Here is a 20,506-nt window from a genome sequence, read left to right as displayed (position 1 = left end):
TTATATGATTTTATCGGTTAGGTCTATATAACTTTTAACTTTAACATCATATTATATAACCTAAAATTCGTCAACTGTAATAGCCCTGCTTTTTCATCACCTCAAGCAGGCTTGGCTTTCTTTTTCTTCTGGTTATCTCAAAGAGACAAAGCTTTGTTATATCTATCGCTACAGCATTCAGCCTGTCCTCTTTCAGATAATCTTTCATAGTATGATATATAAGGTCTATTTGTGACTTATCTGTGGTATTTATCAGGTCAATTATAATAATACCGGAAATATTTCTTAGACGCATTTGTCTTGCACTTTCTTTTATCGCTTCAAGATTGGTATTTAACTTGATTGCGGAAGCATCCTTTTTCTGAACATTCTTTCCGGTATTTACATCAATAACTGTCAAGGCTTCGGTGGATTCTATAAAAAGATAGCCGCCGTCATTTAGCCAGACTTTTTTATTAACAGCACTCTCAAATAATGTGTCTATAGAGTACAGCTTATTCAGTGTAATCATAGTATCGTCATAAAATCTGACCCTATCAACCGCCTCGCTATAATTTTGTGATAAAAAGCTTACTGTTCCGTCATAGATTTCTTTAATATCTGTAACTATATCAAATGCGGAATATTTTAATCTGTCTTTTATTATCTCAATATAATCATTTTCCCCGGCATATAACATACATGGTGACTTGATATAATTTTTCCTTGCTTTTATATTATCAAGTACTTCACCGCTCACATCTGATATATCGGCAGTTGCACCTGCAAGCTTATTTTTTATAGGAAGCTTTGATATCCTTATCACAATATCATCACCCTCATAAAGCACCGGATGCTCTTTTTCATCCGCAAAAATAAGATATTTAAAATCATCCATATCAAAGTATACAATCTGACGCTCTTTATTGTATTCTATCTCTACAAATGCCGCATTTATATTCTTAGATATCTTTTTAACTCTTCCTATATGAATACTGCCAAGTAAAGAATTGTTTTCAATATACTCTATCTCATTGGCTCTATCTCCATCATATGATATGGCAAAAAGCTTACCTCTATATTCTGTAATAAGAAGTTTAGATAATTTCACAGCCGTACTCATCTAAGGCCTTCCCTTCATTTGTATACATATCAAGCCTATATAAACAGTATTTATTTCTTTTTGCACCTTCAAGACCCTCTTCCTCCAAAAAATCCATTACAAAGGCAGGTTTTATATTGTTGGTACTTCCCTGAGATAAATGCATAAATACACCGTTTTCTACAGCTTCAAGCTTATATATAAAAGGCTTAATATCCGTTACATTTGTAGTCTCCACTTCCACAAACTTGCCGTACTCATTTTTCTTTTTTTTCTTTGACACCTTTGTAAGAAAAATTGACTCCCGTGAAAGCAGTTTATCTACAGCCTTCTTTATTTTTTCCTGTGATATATGCTCTTTAAACTCCGCCCTAAAATCCGCGGTATCCATAAGTGCCATAGCAGGCTTTGAGTCATCAGGTATTTGCAGAAATTTTGTAATCTTCATACCTGTACACATCACAGAATTCAGTCTGTCTATAGCCTCTTTTGAAGAAATATGACTTTCATCTTTCAGCTCAATATCCATATATTCACCAAGTCCCGATACTCCCATACTTAGGGGTGCGCCAAATGACATTATCTGATGTGGTGAAAAACCTTCGCTGTATTTTATCGGAATATCCGCCCTTCTCATAGCTTTTTGAAAATATCTCATCAAATCCAAATGTCCGATAAAACGCATATGATCTGTCTTTTCAAACTTAATTCGCACTTTCAAGACAAACACCTCCGTTATACTTTCTTGCACCGCAACCCATACATTGCTGTCTGCAATTCGGCGTAATCTTATCCTTATGTGCCGTATTCCACTCTCTGATAAGGAAACTCTTTGTAATACCACAGTCTATAAAATCCCATGGAAATACTTCATCAATCTCTCTTTCTCTAAGAGTATAAAAGTCGGGGTCGATTCCTGTTTCTTCATACGCTTTATTCCAGTATTCCATACTGAACCGATCTGACCATGAATCATACATTGCACTGTTTTTATAAGCACTTACAATAACATCGGCAATTTTTCTGTCACCTCTTGCCATAAGTCCCTCAAGCAGTGTGACCTCGGCATCATGGTATTGATATTTCATACTTTTTTGATTGAGCTGCTGTCTCATAGTATCCTTAACTAAATGTGCTCTTCTCAAGTATTCATCTCTTGTCTCCATCTTTGCCCACTGGAAGGGTGTAAACGGCTTCGGCACAAAAAATGATGAGCTTGCAGTGATGGAAATCTTACCTACTCTTTGATCCTTCGGTATTGAATAGTAATTCTTTGCAATTTTCTCACAAAGTTTTGGTATACCCTTTACATCCTCATCTGTTTCTGTAGGAAGTCCAAGCATAAAATAAAGCTTGACTTTATTCCATCCGCCCTTAAACGCCTCCATAGATCCGTTTAATATATCTTCTTCAGTAATCCCTTTATTTATAACATCTCTCAGTCTTTGTGTACCTGCTTCAGGTGCAAAGGTAAGTGAGCTTTTCTTTACATCCTGTACTTTACTCATCACATCAAGTGAAAATGCATCTATTCTAAGTGAAGGCAAAGAGATATTGATACCTCTCTCCTTAGTATATTCAAGTAAAAACTCCAGAAGTTTTCCAAGTTGGCTGTAGTCACTTGAACTGAGAGAGCTGAGTGAAATTTCTTCCGCTCCTGTGATATCAAGCATTGTCTTTGCATAATTTATAAGATATTCAAGTGAATGTTCTCTCTGCGGTCTGTATACATTCCCTGCCTGACAGAATCTGCAACCTCTGATACAGCCTCTCATTATTTCAAGCACCACTCTGTCCTGAGTAACCTTAATAAAAGGTACTACAGGCTTTGAAAGATATGAAACCGTGTCCATATTTTGGACAACCACTCTATGAATAACACTTGGGACTTTATCATACTTAGGTGTAAATTTATCTATTGTACCGTCAGGCTTATATGTCACATCATAAAACTTCGGGATATACATTCCGTCTATCTGTGCCGCTTTTAATAAAAACTCATTCTTTGAAAGATTATTCTTTTTACATTCCTTGTAAAGGTCAAGCAGTTTATCATATACCACCTCACCTTCTCCAATATAGAAAATATCAAAAAAAGGTGCCAAAGGCTCCGGGTTATAGGCGCATGGACCGCCACCTATAACAATAGGGAATTCTTCTCCCCTATCATTTGCATATATCGGTATCTGTGATAACTCAAGTACTTGTAAAATATTTGTATAGCACATCTCATACTGCAATGTGATACCGAGAAAATCCGCATCCTTTACAGCTTCCTGACTCTCCAATGAGAAAAGCGGTATATTTTTCTCTCTTAATATCTTGTCAAGATCCACCCATGGTGAAAATAATCTCTCACAGAATGTGTCTTCTCTCCTGTTTAACATATCGTATAGAATCTGTATTCCGATATGGCTCATTCCAATTTCATATACATCAGGAAAGCACATCACAAATCTTATATCAACATCATCTAAATTTTTATCTCTTGAATTTAACTCACCACCAATATATCTTGCCGGCTTGTCAACGCTAAGCAGTATATCATCGCTTAGTGCCAATTTTCTCATATATTCCTCTTTCTTTAAACCGCATTGTTCAGTTCGTAATAGAATCCCTTCATATCCATAAGTTCCTTATGGTTGCCCTGCTCTATTATATGTCCGTCCTTAAGTACAAGTATCATATCCGCATTCCTTATAGTTGAAAGTCTGTGTGCCACTACAAAACTTGTTCTTCCAATCATCATCTTGTCAAACGCCTTACTTATTCTTGCTTCAGTCATAGTATCAATACTTGAAGTTGCCTCATCAAGTATCAACATCGGAGGGATTTCAAGCATTATTCTGGCAATACATAAAAGCTGTCTTTGACCTGCCGACAGATTTTCGCCGCCCTCACTGACAATTGTATCATAACCGTCAGGTAATCTTTTAATAAAGCTGTCCGCATATGCTTCTTTTGCAGCTCTCTTTACATCTTCCAAGCTTGCATCCGGTTTTCCGAAAGCAATATTATCTCTGACAGATGCATTCTTTAGCCAAGTCTCCTGTAAAACCATACCGAAGTTTTCTCTTATGGATTTTCTTGTAATATCATTGATATCCTTACCCTCAATCTTTATACTTCCACTGTCTACATCATAAAAACGCATTAAAAGATTTATAATAGTTGACTTTCCGCTTCCTGTAGGCCCGACTATTGCAATTCTCTGTCCGGCCTTTACGTCCAAGTTCAAGTCCTCTATAAGCTTCTTTGATTTATCATAGGAGAAGTAAACATGTGTAACCTCCACATTTCCGTCCACATCCTTTAAATAATTATTCGGATCCTTATCAGGCAATATCTCTTCTTCATCTATCAATGCAAATACTCTTGCAGCACATGCAAATGAATTTTGAAGTTCTGTTACCACACCTGATATCTCATTAAACGGCTTTGTATACTGTGTAGCATAGCTTAGCACTGAAGCCAACTGACCTACACTCATCCTTCCTGTAATGGAAAGCAGGGCACCTGCAACGGCAACGCCTGCATATACAAGTGCATTTACAAATCTGGTTGCAGGAAAAGCTGTAGCGGAAATAAAAATTGCATTTTGTCCGGCTTCTCTAAGTGCCTCATCCGCTTCCTTAAACTTAGTTTCTACCCTGTCCTCCATAGTGAAATTCTTTACTGTACTAAGTCCTGCAATCATCTCATCCACTATTCCCGTCATCTTTGCCCGCCTCTCAGACTGTGACTTAAAATATTTATAGGTATTCTTTGCAATAAAACCCGCTACAAGTACTGCAAGCGGTGTAACAAGTAATACAACCAATGTGACATATACATTTATTGTAAACAGTATGATAACGGTAAGTACTATAGTCAATGCTCCGGTAAAAAACTGTGCAAATCCCATCAAAAGACCTTCTGAAAACTGATCTACATCATTGATTACTTTATTTATAATCTCGCCATGACTGTTTGAATCAACATATGATATAGGCAGTTTCATAAGCTTTCTGAATGCCTGATTTCTGATATCTCTGACCATATGGTAGGCTACACCGTTGTTTATGGCAGTCATACACCACTGTGAAGCGGCTGTAACCGCCATCATAATAACCATCATAATTACAATATCTGAAAGCTTTATAAAGTCTACATTGCCCTTTGAAACAATAGTATCTACCGCTCTACCTGTAAGTATAGGTAAGTATAATGTAGTAAGTACAATAATCACTGCCAATAAAAGGCTGATTACCGTTTTTAATTTGTATGGACTTAAAAGATTCAAAATTCTTTTTAATGTATTTTTATTATTTTTCATTTGAATTCTCCTTAAGACATAACCTGTGAATTATATATTTCCCTATATATAGGATTATTCTCTAAAAGCTCTTCATGATTACCGATACCTACTATCTTACCGTCATCCAATACCACTATTCTGTCGGCATTTTTTATGGAGACTATTCTCTGGCTCACAATAATTGTAGTGATATCCTTTATCTGTCTTATGGCCTTTCTGAGTTTTGAATCTGTAGCATAGTCAAGTGCGGATGATGAATCATCCAGTATCAGTATACCTGCCTTTTTGACCAGACTTCTGGCAATAGAAAGTCTCTGCTTCTGACCGCCTGAGAAATTGTTGCCATACATTGCAACCTCTGAATCAAGCCTTCTTTCTTTTGAATTTATTACATCCATAGCTTGAGCGGTTTGAGCAGCTTCAAAAAGTTCTCCGTCATCTGCATTTTCATTGCCCCAAAGCAGATTATCTCTTATATTTCCTCTAAAAAGTCTTGACTTTTGTTCTACTAAAGCCACATTCTTTCTGATAGAGTCCAAGCTGTACTCTTTTATATCCTTACCGGCTAACTTTATACTGCCCCTGTTGATATCATAAAATCTGGGTATCAGATTTATAAGTGAACTCTTACCTGAACCTGTACCGCCTATAATTCCTATAGTTTCCCCCTTTTTTATAGAAAGTGAAATATCGGACAAGGCCTCTTCCTTTGCTTTCGGATATGCAAAGCCTACATTTTCAAAGGTAATTATATCTCCGTTACAGTCAGATAAATCAAGTTCTTTACTTCCGCCTTTTAGAGAACATTTAATATCAAAAATCTCATTTATTCTTTTAGCACAGGCACTTGCCTTTGATAAAAGTATAATAAGATTTGCAAACTTTACCAATTCGACTAAGATTTGTGACATATAATTGATTAAAGCCACTACCTGACCTGTAGTAAGATTTCCGATATTTACCTGTACCGCACCTGCTTTAAGTATTGCTACAATACCAAGGTTTACAACTACATATGTCAGAGGATTCAGCAGTGCTGATATATCGCCTACCAAAACCTGATCATTATACAGATCTTTTGTAGCATTTTCATATTCAGCCACCTCACTGCTTTCCTTTGAAAAAGCACGAATAACTCTGATACCTGTAAGATTCTCTCCGGTCTTTCCAAGTACTCTGTCAAGCTTTTTTTGTACATTTCTATAAAGTCTTATACTCTTTGACATTATAAGTGCAACTGTTATTGCAAGCACCGCTATTACAGTCAGTGCAATCATTGACATCCTCGGGTCTATATTAAAAGACATTATAAATGCGCCTGCCACTATAAACGGTGACCTCAGTACAAGTCTGAAAAATCTGTTTATACCGTTTTGTACCTGATCACTGTCATTGGTCACTCTGGTTACCAATGTATCTCTTCCAAGCACATCTATCTCTGCATGTGAGAAACCTAAAATATGAGCAAACAGGTCATCTCTGAGTTTTGTTCCAAAGCCTGTAGCAGCTTTTGCACTAAAATACTGTGCAATAATAGCGGATGTAAGTCCTATCACTGCCAGTGTCACAAGTAATACACCCATTTTTATGATATAGTTTGAATCTCCGCCTGCAATACCGATATCAATTATTCTTGCTATAACTATCGGAACCAAAAGTTCAAAGGTCGCTTCCAAAAGCTTAAATAACGGTGCAAGTGCAGACTCTAATTTATATTCCTTTAAATAACGAGCTAACCTAAGCATATTCCTCCTAACTATCTGCATACAATACTTTATGATAATGCTTTTTTAGATTAATGTAAAGAAAAAAGACATATATTTATAATGAGAAGTTTCATATAAATATATGTCTATATATTTTTGGCTACTTTGGCAAAGAGGATGTAAAATACCACACAAGTATTATAAGCCCGAATACTATTCTATAGTAACCGAAAAACTTGAAATTATTTTTCTTTATCCAATTCAACAAAAAGCCTATAGAGAAAACAGATACAAAGAATGCAACAGTCATTCCAAGCAGTAGATAGACAATCTCTGCCATACTGTAGTGTAATCCGAACTTTACAAGTTTTAGAAGGCTTGCACCGAACATTATCGGGATACTTAAAAAGAATGAAAACTCTACCGATACAGATCTGGATACACCTAAAATCATCGCTCCTATTATGGTTGCACCCGATCTTGAAGTTCCGGGAATAAGTGCCAGAACCTGAAAAAAACCGATAAACAGTGCTGTCTGATAATTTATTGAATACACACTTTTAATGCTGTATGCTCTGTTTTTATTGGAGTTTTCTATCATTATAAATAATATGCCGTAAATAATAAGTGCCATAGATATAACAAAACCGTTAAGCAAATGCTCCTTCACCCAATCATTTATCAATAATCCAAGCATAGCGGCAGGCAAACATGCTACAATTATTTTTTTCCAAAGCTCAATAGTAAGATACATCTTTTTTTTGTTTCGCCCTTTGTTAAAAGGATTAAGTTTTTTAAAATACACTACAGCTACTGCTAAAATAGCTCCCAACTGTATTACCACGTCAAACATATCTTTAAAATTTTCACTCACATTAAAGTTAAATAACTGCTCTATAAAGATAATATGTCCTGTGGAACTTATCGGCAGCCACTCTGTAATACCCTCTACAATACCGATAATTATAACCTTCAGTATCTCTAATATATTCATGCTGTTCCTTTCTATGCCCGGATAATTATATATTTTCTATCTGCCAGTCAATCGGCACAATATTATTCTTACTTAAAAATTCATTTGCTTTTGAAAAATGCTTACATCCGAAAAATCCTTTATATGCCGAAAGAGGGCTTGGATGCACCGTAGTCAAAATCAAATGTTTCGGATTATCGAGCATCTTTTTCTTTGCTATTGCGGCACTGCCCCACAACATAAATACTATTGGTCTGTCTGTAGCATTTATTATCTTTATTATGGCATCTGTGAACTGCTCCCAACCCTTACCCTGATGTGAAAACGGTGAATGAGCTCTGACTGTAAGTATTGTATTTAACATAAGTACACCCTGCTTTGACCACTTTACAAGGTTTCCGTTGTTGGGTATATATGTGCCTATATCATCTGCCAGTTCTTTATATATATTCACAAGTGAAGGCGGAATCCTTCTTTGTGAGGGCGGTACTGAAAAAGAAAGTCCATGTGCCTGATTTTCACCATGGTAAGGATCCTGCCCCAATATAACCACTTTTATCTCTGACAGCGGTGTAAGATGCAATGCCTCAAATAACTTATCAGCCGGCGGATATATAATATGTGTAGCGTATTCCTGTCTCACAAAATTGTACAAATCCTTATAGTACGGCTTTTTAAACTCCGGTTCCAATACTTTCTTCCACTCTCCACTCAATTCACTCATATAAATCCTCTATCTGTTGTAAATTCAGCTAAACATATGCTCTGTCTTAAAAGTGACTTACATAAAAACAGACCATATACTTAAAGCACATGGTCTATTTTATCATAGCTGATAAAGGTATACAAGGGAATAAATACCGTCCGGTTATATAACTCTTATGCTCTGTTTTCTTTATTCAGTCTCTTTCTTCCAAGTGCATCTGTTGCTATTATAGCACAGTAGAGTTCATCAGGAGTCACATCACCTGCAAGATTATGTATGGTCTCACCCTTTGCACAGGCATTTTTAGATATTGTATGAAGATCCTCATCTGTAAAGTTACCAAGCTCAGATAAGGTGATAGGCAGTCCGATCTCTAAGCAAAAATCCTGTATATCTTCAAATTCCGACTTATCCGCACATTCAAGTGAGAGCTGAATTAATGTACCGAATGCTACACAGTTACCATGGTATGCTTCATGACCTCCAAGAGATGTAACTCCATTGTAAAATGAATGTGGTGCCGCACAGTCTACATTGTCGGCACCTACACCCGACATGTAAACTACCGCCTCAATAACCGCATCAAGTGCAGGAGTCACAACATTATTTTCACAGGCTGTTACTGCCGCTTTTCCATAACTTCTTAGAGTATCATAACAAGCCTTTGCAATAGCCATACCTGCTCTGGTTATTCCTCCGCCTTCAAGACTCGGTGATTCTGTACGAAGTGAAGCTCTGCCTTCAAAGTATGTTCCAAGAGCGTCTCCCATTCCGGCAATCAAGAACTTAACCGGTGCCTTTGCTATTACATCACTGTCTACAAGTATTGCATCCGGATTATGTGGATAGAAAAGATATTGATTGAAACTTCCGTCATCATTATAGATAACGGACAGTCCTGTACATGGTGCATCGGTAGCTGCAACTGTAGGTATTATTACTATACTTTTACCTGTGTAGTATGCCGTTGCCTTGGCTGCATCTACGGCAGAACCTCCACCTACCGCAACAACAACATCAATCTTGTCGCTTTCAACGATATTCTGCATTTTCTTTATCTCACTGACACTGGATAATCCGCCAAAAATCTCGTATCTGCGATAATCATCTTTACTGTCAAAACTCTTCTCCAAATCATCATGGCAGGATTTATATCCACTGTTTGAACATACAAACAGCCATCTCTTTCCCATGTATTCCATTTCCTTGTGGAACTGAAGCAAAGCTCCCTTTCCTTGAACATACTTTAATGGTGCACGCATCATTCTCAAACGTTTCATAAAAGCCTCCTTTGTACAGAAAATATTCAAATTCTATGGAAGAATATTGAAGATTTAACACTAATTACCGAAGATTATTATACCACAAAGTATATCTTTTTAAACTACTAATTCTTACATAATTATATCAAGTCTTTACGATTCTTATTACAAATTCCATTCAGTATATTTTGCTATATGGATTAATTAATAAGTAAGTTTGTTTATTTTATTTTCAAGTTCAGTACCTTATTGCCTACCGGTTTCAAGCCCATCTTCTCTACCTTTATTTACCATAATATCTATAACTTCACACATATAGTTTGCCTACTGATAGTTGTTAATACTCTATTCTCTTAATAAGAACTCAACTTTTTCAAAGTTTAAGAACTTAATGTTTTGATCACCACTTCGCTCTATAACTCTATAGCCATCATTTTTACAAATAAAAAGAGTATTTCCTTTTGAATAGCCCTTCATTACCACCAGATTATTATCATAATTAGTTATTACAACATCATATGTATTGTTCTCTGTATTAGTTACTAATTCATAGGTTGTATTACTCTCAATATTTTTTATACACAAAAAGATCATATAGTAACAAAGAAGTGAAAGCACAAAACATGCCCATAAAATAAAAATTAGCATCTTAATTTTCTTTAAATTAAAAACAACACTGTAACGAAATCTTGGAAAAGTATACATTAAAGTTCCGGGAAATATATAGGTAATGGATTCAGGTAATGCAGCTACCAAAATAAGTGTAACAATAATACCTATAGCTATTATCGCAACTCTAAAATATAGAGGGTTCCAATTTGTAATTAAATTTCCGCTTAATCCAACACTATCATAAGATAAAACAGAAATATCCATATATAGCATAAGTACAATCCCGCATAACATAATAAGTGGTATAAAATCCATAAACTTGGATTGTTTTTTAAAAAATTCTACTTTTATAATAGGATAAACACATATAAAAACAGCTATTAAAAAAATAAATACCATTAAAATTTTCAACAAATTAGAGTTCACAAAATAATAACTTGGTATTCCATACCACATACTTTTTATATTCGCTAAAATCTCATCTCTGAGTGCAATAAAACCCACTACTAATGATAACAATATTGATGCAATTGGTAAAAGTTCAATAAAAGATTTGACATTAGTCAAAATTTTAGTAAAAAAATTTTGTTGTGTATTATCACTCTGTGTATTTTGATTATAAGTACTGTTTTCATTTTCCATATCATATCGTCCCTTACATTATATTCTCCTACCCCATCAAATCAAAAAACGATATCTGGTTACTCTCAGGCAGGTCTCCAAGTAAGTTCAAGCTGTCTAACAGTTCACAGGTACTCTTTCCGACCTTGGCTCTGGACATAAAATCATCTTTTGAAATGAAAGGCCCTGCTTTGGTGGCATTTACTATTGATGTGGCGGCAGTTTCACCCAGACCGTCAATACTTGAAAGCGAAGGCATTATCTTTCCGTTATCCATGATTTGGAACTTGGTAGGATGTACTTTAAAGAGGTCAATTTTTGCAAACTCAAAACCTCTGGCATACATCTCCTGTACAATCCTCATATCACGTAAAGTATCGGCATCCTTAGCTGTAGCATCAGTCTTTTTCCTATACTCTGATATATTGTACTCAAGCTTTTCCCTGCCCATACACATAAGAGAGTAGTTAAAGCCTGTGGCTCTGATAGTATAATATGCGGTATAATATGCAAGCGGATAAAAAATCTTACAGTAGGCTATTCGCCATGCCATCATAACATAGGCGGCGGCATGTGCCTTTGGGAACATATACTTAATCTTCTTACATGACCAGATATACCAGTCAGGCACACCTTTTTCCTCCATATGTTCCACCCACTCATCAGTCAGTCCCTTACCCTTTCTGACACTCTCCATTATCTTAAATGACTCGCCTTCATCAAGTCCCTTTTCTATAAGATAAATCATAATATCATCTCTGGTACAGATAGCAGTCCTGATGGTTGCCTTGCCTTCCAATATAAGAGTTTGTGCATTGCCGAGCCAAACATCCGTACCATGTGCAAGTCCCGCTATACGCACAAGATCTGACAGTCCCTCCGGCTTGGTATCAAGCAACATCTGCATAGCAAAATCGGTACCGAACTCAGGAACACCAAGTGCTCCAAGAGGACAGTCAAGTATATCCTTAGGTTCAATTCCAAGAGCTTTAGTATTTTGGAAAAGACTCATAGTCTCCTTTGAATCAAGAGGAATATCCTTTACAGGATCAATGCCTGTAAGATCTTGAAGCATCCTTATCATAGTAGGGTCCTGATGCCCCAGTATATCAAGTTTTAAAAGGTTGTGGTCAATAGCATGGTAGTCAAAATGAGTTGTAATAATATTTGTGGTCATATCATTTGCAGGTCTTTGTACCGGAGTGAAAGTATATATTTCCTCACCATGCGGCAGTACTATAATACCGCCGGGATGCTGGCCTGTAGTCCTTCTTACACCCTCACAGCCTGTTGCAAGCCTGTTTACTTCACATTTTCTCTTATTTTCATTCTTATCATCAAAGTAATGCTTTACATATCCGTAAGCCGTTTTATTTGCAAGTGTTCCGACAGTTCCGGCTCTGTATGTATGTCCCTTACCGAAGATTACCTCAGTATAGGCATGTGCATTCGGTTGATATTCTCCTGAAAAGTTAAGGTCTATATCAGGCTCTTTATCACCTTTAAATCCGAGGAAGGTCTCAAAAGGTATATCAAAGCCGTCTTTTTTAAGCTTTTTGCCGCATTTCGGACAGATTTTATCAGGCATATCACAGCCCGCTCTTCCTGCAAATGCCTTCACTTCAGGAGAATCAAAGTCCACATACTTGCAGTCACAATAATAATGTGCAGGCAGCGGGTTTACCTCTGTAATTCCTGAAGTATATGCGGCAAAGGAAGAACCTACGGAACCTCTTGAGCCTACCAGATAACCGTCTTCATTACTTTTTTCTACAAGCTTTTTTGCAATAATGTACATAACGGCAAAACCGTTTGAAATAATGGAGTTCAGTTCTTTTTTCAGTCTGTCCTCAACTATCTTAGGCAGATTTTTGCCATACTGTTCATGTGCCTTTTTATAGCAGGCAGCGGTAAGGTCCTCATCCGAGTTTTCAATAACGGGAGGACATTTATCAGGGCGAACCGGTGATATAACCTCCACCATATCCGCAATCATTCTTGTATTTGTGACTACAACCTCATACGCCTTTTCACTGCCGAGATACTCAAACTCATCAAGCATTTCTTTAGTGGTACGAAGATATAGTGGAGGCTGTATATCGGCATCCTTATAGCCCTTGCCGTAGAAGATAATTCTCCTGTATATCTCATCTTCAGGGTTTAAAAAATGCACATCACAGGTGGCAACTACAGGCTTATCATATATATCTCCAAGCTCTGCTATTCTCCTGTTTATATCCTGCAAATCCTCTTTTGAGTGAATATCATTTTGTTCATCATCAATTAAAAACATATTGTTGCCTATAGGCTGTATTTCAAGATAATCATAAAAAGATACAATCCTGTTCAGTTCGGCATCAGTTGCATCATCCAATATCGCCTTATATACCTCACCCTGTTCACATGCACTGCCTATAATAAGTCCTTCTCTCATCTTTGCAAGGATTGACTTGGGTATTCTGGGTCTTTTATTAAAGAAATCAATATGCGAAAGTGAAATCAACTTATATAAATTTATTCTGCCTATATCATTCTTAGCGAGGATAATGACATGGTTGTACTTGGTTTTCTTTACAATATCCGCATTGGTTTCGCCAAGACTTGCCACATCGGAAAGCTTATTGATTCCTTTAGCCTTAAGCCTTTTTATAAACTCCACCCAAATCTCTGCTGTAGCCTCGGCATCATTTACCGCTCTGTGGTGACCCTCAAGTGAGATATTTAACGCCTTACATACGGTATCAAGTTTAAATCTGTTAAGATCAGGTAAAAGTAATCTCGCCATTGCTACAGTATCTATAATTGACGGATTATATTCTGCATTTATCCTCTTGGCATTCTCTCTGATAAATCCCGTATCAAAACCTGCATTGTGAGCTACTATAGTATAATCCTCACAAAAGTCTAAAAATTTCGGTAAGATCTCCTCTATCACAGGGGCATTAACCACCATTGCATCACTTATATGTGTCAGCTCCTCAATCCTGAACGGTATAGGTCTTTTCGGATTGACAAAGGTGGAAAATCTGTCCACTATCTCACCGTTTACCACCTTTACGGCACCAATCTCCGTAATAGCATCATTTTTTGCGGAAAACCCTGTGGTCTCGATATCAAATACTATAAAACCGTCATCCAATGTCTTATCGGCCGGATTGCTTACAAGCTCCTTTAAGTCGTCTACCAGATACCCTTCAACACCATATATAATCTTTGGCGGATTCTTTACATGACTTGCTTCTGTAAATGCCTGTATATTTCCATGGTCTGTAATGGCTATAGCATCCATTCCCCAGTTCTTTGCCTGATTGATAATATCTGTAGCAGAAGAAACCCCGTCAAAATCACTCATTTTAGTGTGACAGTGAAGCTCCACTCTCTTTACAGGTTCATTGTCTACACGGATATTTTCCTCAAACTTTTCACATTTTTTTATACCCTTTACAGATGATACAGTCAGCTCGCTGTCAAACTTATCAACCAGTGCAAGTCCGTTTATCTTTACATAGTTCCCCTTTACTATATTTTCTTTGATAACATCAAGTTGCTCACTGCGAACAAACATCTTTACATAAATAGAATCACTGAAGTCTGTAATTGCAAAAATATAAAGTGTGGAGTCGCTTCTTTCAAGATATCTGCTGTCAACTTCTATTATCTTACCTCTTACAATAACCTCGCCTATTTCACCTACAAGGTCGGCAAGTTTTATAAAATTGTCATCAAAATCTCTTCCGAATATTACGTCCGGATTATTTGTCTTTGTAAACTTCGGTATAAAGCCTTTTTTATCAAAACCTTTTTTATCAAAACCTTTTTTATCAAAGCCTTTTTTATTAAAATTCTTTTTATCAGAGTTATTACCTTTAGCAATATTTTTAACAGAACTCTCTTTGTCGCCACTTTCCCATGTCGTACTGCCGCCACCTACAAATTCAGTTTTGTCGGACTTCTTTTTGACAATCCTTGTGGCAAACTCTATCTCCTTACTTTTTTCCTTTCTTGCAATAAACTTATGTCTGACTGTACAAAGTATCCCGCATCTTTCATTGAAGATTTTTTCAAGTATTCTTACAAGTTCATCTATAACACTTTCATTCAGAGGATTTTTTTCAACTGTCATATCCATATATGTACCGTCAAAACTGATAGTGGAGTTGTTTAAAATCACATACTCTGATATTTTATAATTTTTTATTTCAAATAATATACTCTCCTTATATGCTTCAAACAGATTTTGTGGAGTATACTGACTTGAAAGCTTGAATTTTTCAAATATTTTTATTTTAATATTCTTTTTTGGAAACATCTTATCTTTTATAAGTGCTTCAAGTTCCAGAATAGTTTTTTTCTCTATTATTCTTTCTGCAATGATATTTACCTTTATCAATGTCATATCACTGCTTGCCGTTACCTTTTCAACAGAAACAAAGTTTAAAAGCTCATCAATATGCGGTGAACATTCTAAACTTTGGAAAACATCTTTGAACTTTTTTACCATTCTATGCCTCTTTTGACAACATATCCAGTTCCTCTTTTAAAGCGGATAAAAGCTTATCCTCAGGCAGTTTTTTTACTACCTTACCTTTTTTTATAAGCAGTCCTTCACCTATACCGCCTGCAATCCCTATATCGGCTTCCTTAGCTTCTCCGGGGCCGTTGACTACACAACCCATAACCGCCACTTTTATATTCAGATCATAATTTTCCACCAATTTTTCAACCTTACCTGCAAGTCCTATAAGGTCAATATTGGTTCTGCCGCAGGTAGGGCATGATACCACTTCAATACCGCCGTTTCTAAGACCCAGATTATTTAGAATGAGTTTTCCGGCAAAAATTTCCTCCACAGGGTCACCTGTTAATGAAACTCTAACTGTGTCACCGATTCCCTGATACAAAATAATACCAAGTCCAAGAGATGACTTTATCATACCTCTTTTTACAGTACCTGATTCTGTAATGCCTACATGAAGCGGATAATCCGTTTCTTTTGAGATAAGTTCATGTGCCTTTACACACATCAAAACATCTGAAGATTTTATACTGATAACCAGATTGTTGTAGTCCATATCCTCTATTATCTTCACCTTATCAAGTGCAGATTCTACAATGCCCTTTGCAGTCACACCACCGTATTTTTCAATAAGATTTTTCTCTAATGAACCTGAATTCACACCTACTCTTATCGGAAGATTTCTTTCCTTACAGGCATCTACAACCGCTTTTATCCTCTCTTTACTTCCGATATTTCCGGGATTTATCCTTATCTTATCACAACCTGACTTTATAGCCTCAAGTGCCAATCTGTAGTCAAAGTGAATATCCGCCACAAGTGGAATATGTATCTGTTTTTTTATCTTTGCTATAGCCAAAGCCGCTTCACTGCTTGGCACCGCAACTCTTATAATATCACAGCCCGCATCCTCAAGTCTTAGTATCTGTTTTACGGTAGCATCTACATCCTCAGTCTTTGTATTACACATAGACTGTATAAGTATAGGATTACCGGCTCCTATTTTTTTATCTCCTATTTGTACTAATCTCGTTTTCTTTCTCATAATATTATTCTTCTTATATCATTGAACATTACAAAAACCATTAAAATCATCAAGAGTGCGAAACCTGCCAAATGAATATATCCTTCCACCTTTCTGTTTAAAGGTCTTCTGAATATGGCCTCTAAAAACAAAAATATAAGTCTGCCGCCGTCAAGTGCAGGCAAAGGTAAAAGGTTCATCACACCGAGGTTTGCACTTAATAACAGTACCATCTGTGACAGTGACAGCAACACCACAAATATACCGTATGGCTTTGACTCATTTACAGTATTTCCAATCATAGAAACAATACCTACAGGACCGCTTATTTCATTTGCATTTGCCTTACCATGAAGCAGATACAAAAGCGAATCGATGGTTGTAGAAACAGTATATTTAACCTCTAATACAGAATACTTTAATACCTCTATCGGGTTTTTCAGTTTCTGATAACCGGAACTTTCAATACCGATCATATATTGTGAATATTTTTCATTGTATACGGGAGTTATTGTAATACTCTTCTCTTCATTTCCGTTTCTTTTAACTGTAAGTGTGATATCCTTTCCTTGATGCAAAAAAAGATAGGTGGACAAATCTCTGTAAAAGTCAACATTTTTACCGTTTATCTTCTTTATCTCATCACCCTTTTGAAGTCCCGAACTTTGTGCAGGAAGTCCGTCCATCAGATTGCTTATAACAGGCTTATCCACTCCCACATTGCTAACTATAAATATGGCAACAAAAAATGCCAATATAAAGTTAAAGACAGGCCCTGCCGCTATAGTTGCAATCCTGCCTATAAGCGGGGCGGAATTGAAACTTCCCTGCTCATCCTCGTCCTCATCTTCTCCATACATCTGACATGAACCGCCAAGCGGTAAAAGCTTAAGTGAATACTTGGTTTCTTTTCCGTTTATCGAAAAGAGTCTTGGTCCCATACCCACAGAAAATTCCACTACCTTTACACCTGAGAGCTTGGCAAACAAAAAATGTCCGAATTCATGTATCAATACTATTACCCCAAAAATAACAAGTGCTATAATTATATTCAAATCTTTATCCTTTCCAGATACTCCTCAGTCCACTTTCTCAGTAAAAGAATATCAGAAATTGATGGATTTTTTGTGAACTTATGAGCATCCAATGCCTTACCTATAAGGTAAGGTATATCAATAAAACGTATTTTCTTTTTTAAAAATTTTTCAACCGCCCACTCATTGGCGGCATTCAAAACGGTAGGAGCGCTGCCGCCCTCCTTACCTGCTGTTATGGCAAGCCTTAATCCTTCAAACACATCTAAATCCGGTTTTGAAAAGTTCAGTGAATTTAACTTGAAAAAGTTAACTCTTTCATCTGATATATATCTTCTTTCCGGATAAAATAATGCATATGAAATGGGAAGCCTCATATCAGGGGTACCAAGCTGTGCAATTATGCCGTTGTCCTTAAATTCCACCATGGAATGGATAATGGACTCTTTTTGAATTACCACCTCTATATTATCTATGTCTACACCGAAAAGATGTGAAGCCTCTATTATCTCAAGCCCCTTATTCACCATTGTAGCGGAATCGACGGTGATTTTTTTGCCCATACTCCAGTTCGGATGCTTCAGTGCATCCTCTAAAGTCACTTTTTGCAATTGTTCTTTAGTATAACCTCTAAACGGTCCGCCTGAAGCTGTAAGTAAAATCTTCTTTATAGGATTGTTCTTATCCAAACATTGAAAGATTGCACTGTGTTCAGAGTCAACAGGGTAGATATTTATATTCATTTTTTTTGCAAGCGGCATTATAATATGTCCTGCACAGACTAAGGTCTCTTTATTTGCCAGCGCAATATCCTTTTTGGCTTTTATAGCTGCAATCGTCGGCTCTATACCAATCATACCTACTACAGCGGTTACCACAATATCGGCCCCCTCTATCGTTGCCGCTTCTGTCAGACCTTCCATACCGAAGCACACTTTGGTATCAGTATCTTTTATCCTGTCTGAAAGAAGTTTTGCATCAGCTTCTTCCCATATGGTGGCTACCTTCGGCCTAAACTCTCTTATCTGTTTTTCAAGCAGGTCTATATTTTTATGTGCAGAAAGCGCCTCCACACTTACATCATCATTTAATCTTACTATATCAAGTGTCTGTGTTCCTATGGATCCTGTGGATCCTAAAATAGATATTCTTTTCATTACCTTATCCCAAAAAATATATTGCAAAAAAGATTGCAGGGGCGGTAAAAATCATACTGTCAAATCTGTCAAGTATACCGCCATGCCCCGGAATCAAATTTCCATAATCTTTTATATAGTGATTTCTCTTTATAGCGGAAGCAAGTGCATCTCCCACCTGTGATATAACCGAACCGATTGCACAGGAGGCGGCACAGGTAAATACCGGTGAAAAGGTGTTTATAAAATGCTTAGACAACATAAACCCGACTATACCGCCTATTATAGCGGCCCCTATAACCCCTCCTATACTTCCTTCTACAGATTTCTTAGGACTAAGTATGGGTGCTATCTTATGCTTTCCTATAAGAGATCCGACTACATAAGCACAGGTGTCGGAGCCCCAGCTGGATATCAGTATAAGCCAAGCCAGATATTTGCCGTCATCATATGTTCTGGTATTGTATACATATGAAAACAGTACCGGAATATACATTACACCTATAAATATAAGTGAAATCTCTTCAGTCTTATACTTTGGAAATGTAAATACATATATTGCAAATATAACTGATAAAAAGGCTATTACTGAAAAGAAAATATATTGATTCAGCTTAAAATATACTAAGCAATAATATATCAAAGAATAGATATATCCCAAATATGCAATATTTTTCTTTTCCAAGCCCAGAGCCCTGTAAAACTCAAACAGTCCTATGACTGAAACCAGTACAGATAACAGTATAAGCGGAACGCTGCCGATATAAAAAGCAAGTATAGCAACTGTCAAAAGTCCTATTCCACTTATCAGCCTTGTAAAAAACATTAACGACCTCCAAATCTTCTCTGCCTGTGACTATAGCTTTCTATAGCCTTTAAAAGCTCTTCCTTGTCAAAATCAGGCCACAGTGTATCTGTAATATAAAACTCACTATAGGCTATCTGCCAAAGTAAGAAGTTTGACACTCTAAGCTCGCCGCTTGTACGGATAAGCAAATCAGGATCAGGTAAATCATTTGTATCAAGGTAGGATGATATAAGTTCTTCACTTATATTCTCTTTTGAAAGTTTGCCGGATTCCACATCATCTACTATATTTTCAACCGCTCTTTTTATCTCATCTCTACCGCCATAGTTTATAGCAAAGGCAAATACCATTCCGGTATTGTTTTTTGTAGCTTCTGTTAACTTTCTTATTCCATTTCTTATATCAGGTTCAAACCTGCTCTCATCACCTATCATCACCGCCTTTACATTATTTCTATTGGCAACATCAATAAGCTTGACCATATAAAATCTAAGTAGCTTCATAAGTGCACCTACTTCAATTGCGGACCTCTTCCAGTTCTCAGTAGAAAAAGCATATACTGTCAGGCATTCCACACCCAGACGTACACAGTCTTCTACAGTTTTTTCAAGTGTCTCACATCCTGCCTTATGTCCCATTGCTCTTGGCAAATTTCTTTTTTTTGCCCATCTTCCATTGCCATCCAGTATTATGGCAATACTTTTCGGTATAACTAAGTTTTCCATTGTAC

Annotated in this window: 15 protein-coding genes; all 15 read right to left on the bottom strand. The window is 36.7% G+C overall.

Annotation, left to right across the window (positions count from 1 at the left end):
* Nucleotides 1-70 precede the first annotated feature (70 nt).
* The 15 genes from HMPREF0381_RS07870 to HMPREF0381_RS07800 all read right to left on the bottom strand — a co-directional run bounded on the left by HMPREF0381_RS07870 (nucleotide 71) and on the right by HMPREF0381_RS07800 (nucleotide 20,501).
* Nucleotides 71-1,102 carry a ribonuclease E/G gene (locus HMPREF0381_RS07870; protein WP_008751424.1) on the bottom strand — a complete coding sequence of 344 codons (1,032 nt, stop codon included), beginning with the start codon at nucleotides 1,100-1,102 and terminating at the stop codon, nucleotides 71-73.
* The gene (locus tag HMPREF0381_RS07865) at nucleotides 1,077-1,796 is read right to left on the bottom strand and encodes a TIGR03936 family radical SAM-associated protein (RefSeq protein ID WP_242824447.1); all 720 of its coding nucleotides are present in this window, start codon (nucleotides 1,794-1,796) and stop codon (nucleotides 1,077-1,079) included. Before HMPREF0381_RS07865 ends, HMPREF0381_RS07870 begins: the two co-directional genes overlap by 26 nt.
* Nucleotides 1,786-3,651, bottom strand: coding sequence for a TIGR03960 family B12-binding radical SAM protein (locus tag HMPREF0381_RS07860; protein ID WP_008751422.1), 1,866 nt, complete (start codon nucleotides 3,649-3,651; stop codon nucleotides 1,786-1,788). Before HMPREF0381_RS07860 ends, HMPREF0381_RS07865 begins: the two co-directional genes overlap by 11 nt.
* 14 nt (nucleotides 3,652-3,665) lie before the next feature.
* On the bottom strand, nucleotides 3,666-5,396 hold the full coding sequence (locus tag HMPREF0381_RS07855; protein WP_008751421.1) for an ABC transporter ATP-binding protein: 1,731 nt from the start codon (nucleotides 5,394-5,396) through the stop codon (nucleotides 3,666-3,668).
* Between the two features lie 11 nt (nucleotides 5,397-5,407).
* Nucleotides 5,408-7,123 carry an ABC transporter ATP-binding protein gene (locus HMPREF0381_RS07850; RefSeq protein WP_040461289.1) on the bottom strand — a complete coding sequence of 572 codons (1,716 nt, stop codon included), beginning with the start codon at nucleotides 7,121-7,123 and terminating at the stop codon, nucleotides 5,408-5,410.
* A 121-nt stretch (nucleotides 7,124-7,244) separates the two neighbouring features.
* Complete coding sequence (locus HMPREF0381_RS07845) at nucleotides 7,245-8,078, bottom strand: undecaprenyl-diphosphate phosphatase (protein ID WP_008751419.1); 834 nt, start codon at nucleotides 8,076-8,078, stop codon at nucleotides 7,245-7,247.
* 25 nt (nucleotides 8,079-8,103) lie between these two features.
* The gene (gene ung, locus HMPREF0381_RS07840) at nucleotides 8,104-8,781 is read right to left on the bottom strand and encodes a uracil-DNA glycosylase (protein ID WP_008751418.1); all 678 of its coding nucleotides are present in this window, start codon (nucleotides 8,779-8,781) and stop codon (nucleotides 8,104-8,106) included.
* A gap of 155 nt (nucleotides 8,782-8,936) precedes the next feature.
* Complete coding sequence (locus HMPREF0381_RS07835) at nucleotides 8,937-10,043, bottom strand: glycerol dehydrogenase (protein WP_008751417.1); 1,107 nt, start codon at nucleotides 10,041-10,043, stop codon at nucleotides 8,937-8,939.
* A 327-nt stretch (nucleotides 10,044-10,370) separates the two neighbouring features.
* Complete coding sequence (locus tag HMPREF0381_RS07830) at nucleotides 10,371-11,279, bottom strand: hypothetical protein (protein ID WP_008751416.1); 909 nt, start codon at nucleotides 11,277-11,279, stop codon at nucleotides 10,371-10,373.
* Nucleotides 11,280-11,307: 28 nt separating this feature from the next.
* The gene (locus HMPREF0381_RS07825; protein ID WP_008751415.1) at nucleotides 11,308-15,759 is read right to left on the bottom strand and encodes a PolC-type DNA polymerase III; all 4,452 of its coding nucleotides are present in this window, start codon (nucleotides 15,757-15,759) and stop codon (nucleotides 11,308-11,310) included.
* A gap of 1 nt (nucleotide 15,760) precedes the next feature.
* Nucleotides 15,761-16,819, bottom strand: a complete 1,059-nt coding sequence (gene ispG / locus HMPREF0381_RS07820; RefSeq protein ID WP_008751414.1) for a flavodoxin-dependent (E)-4-hydroxy-3-methylbut-2-enyl-diphosphate synthase — start codon at nucleotides 16,817-16,819, stop codon at nucleotides 15,761-15,763.
* Complete coding sequence (rseP, locus tag HMPREF0381_RS07815) at nucleotides 16,816-17,853, bottom strand: RIP metalloprotease RseP (RefSeq protein WP_008751413.1); 1,038 nt, start codon at nucleotides 17,851-17,853, stop codon at nucleotides 16,816-16,818. Before rseP ends, ispG begins: the two co-directional genes overlap by 4 nt.
* The gene (gene dxr, locus HMPREF0381_RS07810; RefSeq protein ID WP_040461287.1) at nucleotides 17,850-18,989 is read right to left on the bottom strand and encodes a 1-deoxy-D-xylulose-5-phosphate reductoisomerase; all 1,140 of its coding nucleotides are present in this window, start codon (nucleotides 18,987-18,989) and stop codon (nucleotides 17,850-17,852) included. Before dxr ends, rseP begins: the two co-directional genes overlap by 4 nt.
* Before the next feature lie 4 nt (nucleotides 18,990-18,993).
* Entirely contained in the window at nucleotides 18,994-19,794 is an 801-nt protein-coding gene (locus tag HMPREF0381_RS07805) for a phosphatidate cytidylyltransferase (protein WP_008751411.1), read from the bottom strand.
* The gene (locus HMPREF0381_RS07800; protein WP_008751410.1) at nucleotides 19,794-20,501 is read right to left on the bottom strand and encodes an isoprenyl transferase; all 708 of its coding nucleotides are present in this window, start codon (nucleotides 20,499-20,501) and stop codon (nucleotides 19,794-19,796) included. The genes HMPREF0381_RS07805 and HMPREF0381_RS07800 overlap by 1 nt, the downstream gene beginning before the upstream one ends.
* Between the last annotated feature and the right edge of the window lie 5 nt (nucleotides 20,502-20,506).

This window comes from Lachnoanaerobaculum saburreum DSM 3986 (assembly GCF_000185385.1).
GTDB lineage: Bacteria > Bacillota > Clostridia > Lachnospirales > Lachnospiraceae > Lachnoanaerobaculum > Lachnoanaerobaculum saburreum.
The sequence above is the reverse complement of the archived record's forward strand: the minus strand, read 5'-3'. Positions and strand labels throughout refer to the sequence as shown.